General features: G+C 37.0%; 4 protein-coding genes and 2 pseudogenes. 4 read left to right on the forward strand and 2 right to left on the reverse strand.

Annotated features, from left to right (window positions below):
- Nucleotides 1-7: 7 nt before the first annotated feature.
- The 3 genes and pseudogenes from AC1DJR_RS16700 to murC form a co-directional block, all read left to right on the forward strand.
- Nucleotides 8-2076, forward strand: a pseudogene (locus tag AC1DJR_RS16700) (DNA translocase FtsK); the annotation flags it as partial.
- A gap of 61 nt (nt 2077-2137) precedes the next feature.
- Nucleotides 2138-3256, forward strand: a complete 1119-nt coding sequence (locus AC1DJR_RS16705) for a nicotinate phosphoribosyltransferase (RefSeq protein ID WP_002015597.1) — start codon at nt 2138-2140, stop codon at nt 3254-3256.
- A gap of 251 nt (nt 3257-3507) precedes the next feature.
- The gene (murC, locus tag AC1DJR_RS16710) at nt 3508-4818 is read left to right on the forward strand and encodes a UDP-N-acetylmuramate--L-alanine ligase (protein WP_477003060.1); all 1311 of its coding nucleotides are present in this window, start codon (nt 3508-3510) and stop codon (nt 4816-4818) included.
- Nucleotides 4819-4871: 53 nt separating this feature from the next.
- Here the strand turns inward: murC and AC1DJR_RS16715 are convergent, their stop codons facing one another.
- Together AC1DJR_RS16715 and AC1DJR_RS16720 are read right to left on the reverse strand one after the other, a co-directional pair.
- Complete coding sequence (locus AC1DJR_RS16715; RefSeq protein WP_429688012.1) at nt 4872-5534, reverse strand: HAAS signaling domain-containing protein; 663 nt, start codon at nt 5532-5534, stop codon at nt 4872-4874.
- Nucleotides 5531-5875, reverse strand: coding sequence for a PadR family transcriptional regulator (locus AC1DJR_RS16720; RefSeq protein ID WP_429688013.1), 345 nt, complete (start codon nt 5873-5875; stop codon nt 5531-5533). Before AC1DJR_RS16720 ends, AC1DJR_RS16715 begins: the two co-directional genes overlap by 4 nt.
- A 143-nt stretch (nt 5876-6018) precedes the next feature.
- Here AC1DJR_RS16720 and AC1DJR_RS16725 point away from each other — a divergent pair.
- Nucleotides 6019-6123: pseudogene (locus tag AC1DJR_RS16725) on the forward strand (GNAT family N-acetyltransferase); the annotation flags it as partial.

Here is a 6123-nt window from a genome sequence, read left to right on the forward strand (position 1 = left end):
TGTGGAATTAGAGAAATCTGAGGAAGCAGCAGAAGAAGTTGTGGAATTAGAGAAACCTGAGGAAGCGACAGAAGAAGTTGTGGAATTAGAAGAAACTGAGGAAGCAATAGAAGAAGTTGTAGAATTAGAGGAAGCTGAGGAAGCGACAGAAGAAGTTGCAGAATTAGAAGAAGCTAAGGAAGCGACAAAAGAAGTTGTGGAATTAGAGAAACCTGAGGAAGCGACAGAAGAAGTTGCGGAGTTAGAGGGTACTAAGGAAGAAGAACCAATTTCTCAAGAAACAGTAATTGAAGAAACGATGAATACAGATTTAGTGGAAAATACACCAGTTGCAGAGCAACCAGTGATTTCTCAACAAGAAACAATTACGTTCAAGGAAGAAAGTGAAGTATTCGTACCAGTTTCAGAAACGGATGAGCAAACAAAGAAAGATGTTCAAAACTTTGCGAAGGTTTTAATTGAAGAAGCGGAAGAAAAGAAGCAAGTTGCTGAAGAACAGCCTGCTTTACAAATAGAAGAACCGAAACGTGAGAAAAAACGTCATGTCCCATTTAATGTTGTCATGTTAAAGCAGGATAGAAAGAAATTAATGGAAAGACATGCGGCAAGAACGAACGTAATGCAATCAACTGTCAGTGAACGAGTGGAAGAAAAGCCAGTGCAGCAAGTGGTAGTAAACCCGCAAGTGGAAGAAAAACCAATGCAGCAAGTGGTAGTAGAAGCCCAAGTGGAAGAAAAACCAATGCAGCAAGTGGTAGTAGAAGCTCAAGTGGAAGAAAAACCGATGCAGCAAGTAGTAGTGGAAGCTCAAGTGGAAGAAAAACCGATGCAACAAGTAGTGGTGGCTGGACAAGTACAAGAGTCAATTTCAAGTACGGAAGTACAAGAGAAGGCATATGTTGTAAATCAAAAAGAGAATGATATGCGCAACGTACTACAAGCGCCACCGAAGTATGAACTTCCGCCATTAACGTTGTTGTCAATTCCACAGCAGGCAGCATTAGATAATACGGAGTGGCTAGAAGAACAGGAAGAATTATTAAATACGACATTTAATAATTTCCATGTTGGAGCACATGTTATTAATGTGTCACAAGGGCCGGCGGTAACTCGTTTTGAAGTACAACCAGACCCAGGTGTGAAAGTAAATAAAATTACAAATTTAAGTGATGATATTAAGTTAAGTTTAGCTGCGAAAGATATTCGAATTGAAGCGCCAATTCCAGGGAAGAGTGCAATTGGAATTGTCCACATCTTGTAGCACCTGTTATTACTGACGTAAAAGCAGCTACAGCTGCGTTAAAGTGGGCGGTTGAAGAGATGGAGCGTCGTTATGAATTGTTTGCTCATGCTGGTGCTCGTGATTTAACTCGTTACAATACGATTGTAAGTGGTAGAGAAATCCCAGGTGAGACATTACCTTATATTGTAATTGTCATTGACGAGTTAGCGGACTTAATGATGGTTGCTCCTGGTGATGTGGAGGAAGCGATTTGTCGTATTGCACAAAAAGCGCGTGCTTGTGGTATTCACTTATTAGTTGCGACGCAGCGTCCATCTGTAGACGTTATTACAGGTTTAATTAAATCAAACATTCCAACGCGTATTGCGTTTACAGTATCATCTCAAGTTGATTCGCGTACGATTATCGATATTGGGGGCGCGGAGAAGTTACTTGGTCGTGGTGATATGCTATTTTTAGGAAACGGCACATCTAAACCAGTTCGTGTACAAGGTGTATACGTATCAGATGATGAGATTGAAAGAACAGTTGATCATGTGAAAAAGCAAATGAAGCCAAACTACTTATTTAAGCAAGAGGATTTATTAGCAAAATCAGAGCAGAGTGAGTCTGAAGATGAACTATTTTTTGATGCATGTCAATTTGTTGTAGAGCAAGGGGGAGCGTCCACATCTTCTGTACAGAGAAAATTCCGCATAGGTTATAATCGCGCGGCACGTCTAATTGAAGAGATGGAGTCGCAAGGGATTATTTCTGAAGGAAGAGGAACGAAACCGAGAGATGTCCTTATTTCTGAGGATGAATTCGCTGCTATGCAGGAAACAAATGTATAGGAAACGGTTTTGCTGTATACTAATAGAAAATGTTGGATAGTAAAGTAGGGAGTAAAGCGACATGAAAGAAATTGAATTAAAATTAAAAGGTGAAATAAATCGACTAACAAATAAAACATTTAAATTTGATGAACGTGTTGGAGAAGGCTGGTTCTCTGCCGTTTACTTTTTAAAAACTAGAGAAATCATTGAAGAATTTCGCCCGAAAAGTGTTGTAACAATGCAGTTTTTTCAAAAAGAACATGCAGTTCTTTGCGGAGCAGATGAGGTAATCGCATTGCTACAAACATTTGCCAAAAATCCTGAGGAATTAGAAATTCATTCTTTAAAGGATGGCGATAATATTAGTCCGTTTGAAACAGTTTTAACAATTCATGGTCCTTATGAATACTTCGGCTTTTTAGAAGGTGTAATTGATGGGATTTTAGCTCGTCGTACATCAGTTGCGACAAACGTATATAATGTTGTCCAAGCTGCACGTAGTGTAGATAAAGAAAAACCGGTTATTTTCATGGGAGATCGTGACGATCATTATACGCAACAAGCTGGTGACGGCTATGCGGCATACATCGGAGGTATGAGCGCGCAAGCGACGCATGCAATGAATGAATGGTGGGGCAGAAGTGGTATGGGGACGATGCCTCACGCTTTAATTCAAATGTTTAATGGTGATGTTGTTGAAGCTGCAAAGGCATATCATAAAAAATTCCCAGAAGATGAATTAGTCGTACTAATTGATTATAACAATGATGTCATTACAGATGCACTTCGCGTAGCGCGTGAATTTGGATCAACATTAAAAGGTGTACGTGTCGATACGTCTCGCACAATGATTGATCAATACTTCATTCGTCACCCAGAAGTACTTGGAACATTCGATCCACGTGGTGTAAATCCATCACTTGTATTTGCACTTCGTAAGGCTCTTGATGAGGAAGGGTTCCAACATGTAGATATCGTTGTAACTGGTGGGTTTGATGAGAAGCGTATTCGTGAATTTGAAGCTCAAAATGTTCCTGTCGATATATACGGAGTAGGAAGTAGCTTATTAAAAATGAATATTGGTTTTACTGGTGATAACGTAGAATTAAATGGAAAACCAGAAGCAAAAGCTGGTCGTAAATACCGTCCAAATTCACGTCTAGAGCGTGTTCAATTAGAAACAAAAGAAGATATGTAAAAGCGAGAAAAACTGATAGGTGATTGACCCTATCAGTTTTTCTGTTATCATAGTATAGCGGCTTGTTTTTTGCTATAATAAATGTGTTATGGACATAAAAGAAGTACGTACGAGTTTATCACTGATAAGTGAATATAAAAAGAAATTCACTGCATCAGTAATGTATGATGATTACCAAAATAAGAAAAGATTCATATACTGTCTTATAGATAGGCCGTTGTATTAGTTCGAAATGTTGGAGGTTCTTTAAGATGACAGTTTACCATTTTGTAGGAATTAAAGGAACAGGAATGAGTTCATTAGCACAAATTCTTCATGACATGAAGCATACTGTTCAAGGGTCTGATTATGAAAAGCGTTTCTTTACACAAACAGCATTGGAAAAGCGTGGTATTTCCATCCTTCCTTTTGATAAGAATAATATTAAAGAAGGACAAGTGATTATCGCAGGAAATGCATTTCCTGATACGCATGAAGAAATCGTAGCAGCAAAAGAATTAAATATCCCAGTACATCGTTACCATCACTTCTTAGGTGATCTTATGAATCAGTACACAAGTGTTGCTGTAACTGGTGCACATGGAAAAACATCAACAACTGGTTTGTTAGCCCATGTAATGCAAGGTGCACACCCAACATCATATCTTATTGGAGATGGAACGGGGCATGGGGTAGAAAATAGTAAGTATTTTGTATTTGAAGCTTGTGAGTATCGTCGTCATTTCTTGTCTTACTATCCAGACTATGCAATCATGACAAATATCGATTTCGATCACCCAGATTATTTTGCAGACATCAATGATGTATTTAATGCATTCCAAGAGATGGCATTGCAAGTGAAAAAAGGTATTATTGCATGTGGTGATGATGAAGAACTTCAAAAAGTTCAAGCGAAAGTACCTGTTATTTTCTATGGATTTGGAGAAGATAATGATTTCCAAGCACGTAACATTCAAAAGAGAACTGATGGTACTATATTCGATGTATTCGTTCGTAATACGTATTATGACACGTTCAAAATTACAGGATACGGCGATCACAGCGTATTAAATGCATTAGCAGTAATCGCGCTTTGCCATTATGAAAACGTTGATGTAGAAGCAGTTAAGCATCAGCTAACAACTTTTGAAGGCGYAAAACGTCGCTTTAATGAAAAGCCAATGGGAGAACAAGTTATCATTGATGACTATGCACACCATCCGACAGAAATTAATGCAACGATTGAAGCAGCTCGTCAAAAACATCCAGAGCGTGAAGTTGTCGCTGTATTCCAACCACATACATTCTCACGTACAGAGAAATTTTTAGATGAGTTCGCGGAAAGCTTAAGTAAAGCTGACCAAGTATACTTATGTGATATTTTCGGATCAGCACGTGAAAACAAAGGTGAATTAACAATTGAAGATCTGCAAAAACGTATTGATGGCGCAGAACTAATTACAGATACAACAACGGATGTGTTAAAGAAACATAAAAACGGCGTTCTTATTTTCATGGGCGCAGGTGACATCCAAAAATTCGAAGCAGCTTACGTAAAAGAAGTTCAAGTTGCAGAGAAGTAATAGAAAAGACGCATAGCTTGGCTGTGCGTCTTTTTTGTTGTGTTCGATATATTTTAAAAAGCGTTGATATGTTGGTATTGTTTATTCTTTTTGTAGAGTTGTTTTAATAAGACGATATATAGCGAACTAAAAAGTACATATCCAATTAAATAATAGAATGAAAACATATCGAATTGTTTTGTTATCATAATTCGAATAGCGAAAAAGCTGAATGGGAGAGCAATTAGCAGTCTTGAACTGATGAAGATAATTGTTTTAAAGTATTTTAATAAATCTATATTCCAATGGTTTTCTCTAAAGATAAACCAAATGTTGCTTGCAATAAAGGCTAGTAAAAATGGTAAATTAGCAGAAAAATTTATAAAACCGAGTACAATAGGCACTGATAAAGCGCCGAGTGGACCGATAGATAGGCCGGAATAATATTTAATAAATGTATTTGTAGATTGCTGTGCATTTCGAATAACATCTGTATATTCTACTGCAATTTCCTTTGCTAATTCTTTTGGAGGAAGAAATTCTTCAATCACCTGTGAAGGGATGGTTGCCGGTGGTACCCCTTCACTTTCTTTACTTAATGCATTTTCATATAAATCGGATTTGATTTCTAGCACATGTTGTTCTCTTGCTGACGTAGGTAAGTTCATTAAACCTTTATGAAGATCGTGTAAGAAAGAAACAATGAGTTCATTTGAAAAGAATTGTTCCTTGTTCATTTTTTATCCTCTCCTTTAGCTAGTAATATTAGAGCTTGATATACTGCATCATAATCATGTAAGCGACTATTTAAAATTTCTCTCCCTTCGTCTGTAATGCGATAGTATTTTCTTTTTGGCCCATCACTGGACTCTTCCCAATAGGAAACAGCCCAATTGTTTTTCGTGATTCGATTTAATATAGGGTAAATCGAACCGTTCGGGATATGAAACACAGGGATATCTTGTAAGGCACTTGTAATTTCGTATCCATACATAGGTTGTTTGCTTATTAAAGACAAAATAGCGAGATCAAAAACGCCTTTACGTAATTGAATTATAAAATTATCATTTTTTTCCATACTTTAACTATATATGATTCATATCTAGATATCAATCATATATAGTGATTGTTCTTATATAAAACCGAAAAAGTGCGAATGTTTAACTTTTTTCCACCTATAAGTGTTAGAATAATARGAAAAWTAAAARGGGRYWAAAAAACATGTTCACACTCCGAGTAGATGACGAAATCGAAYTACAACTATTAGAAAAACATCATAAAGAGGAATTATATCAATTATTAGATCAAAACCGTAAYCATTTAAGA

Source organism: Bacillus sp. 05T31, from assembly GCF_056396725.1.

Bases quoted from the DNA above. Each gene is read 5' to 3' on its own strand.
- AC1DJR_RS16715 (WP_429688012.1), bottom strand. From the start codon at position 5,534: ATGAACAAGGAACAATTCTTTTCAAATGAACTCATTGTTTCTTTCTTA.
- AC1DJR_RS16720 (WP_429688013.1), bottom strand. From the start codon at position 5,875: ATGGAAAAAAATGATAATTTTATAATTCAATTACGTAAAGGCGTTTTT.
- AC1DJR_RS16705 (WP_002015597.1), top strand. From the start codon at position 2,138: ATGAAAGAAATTGAATTAAAATTAAAAGGTGAAATAAATCGACTAACA.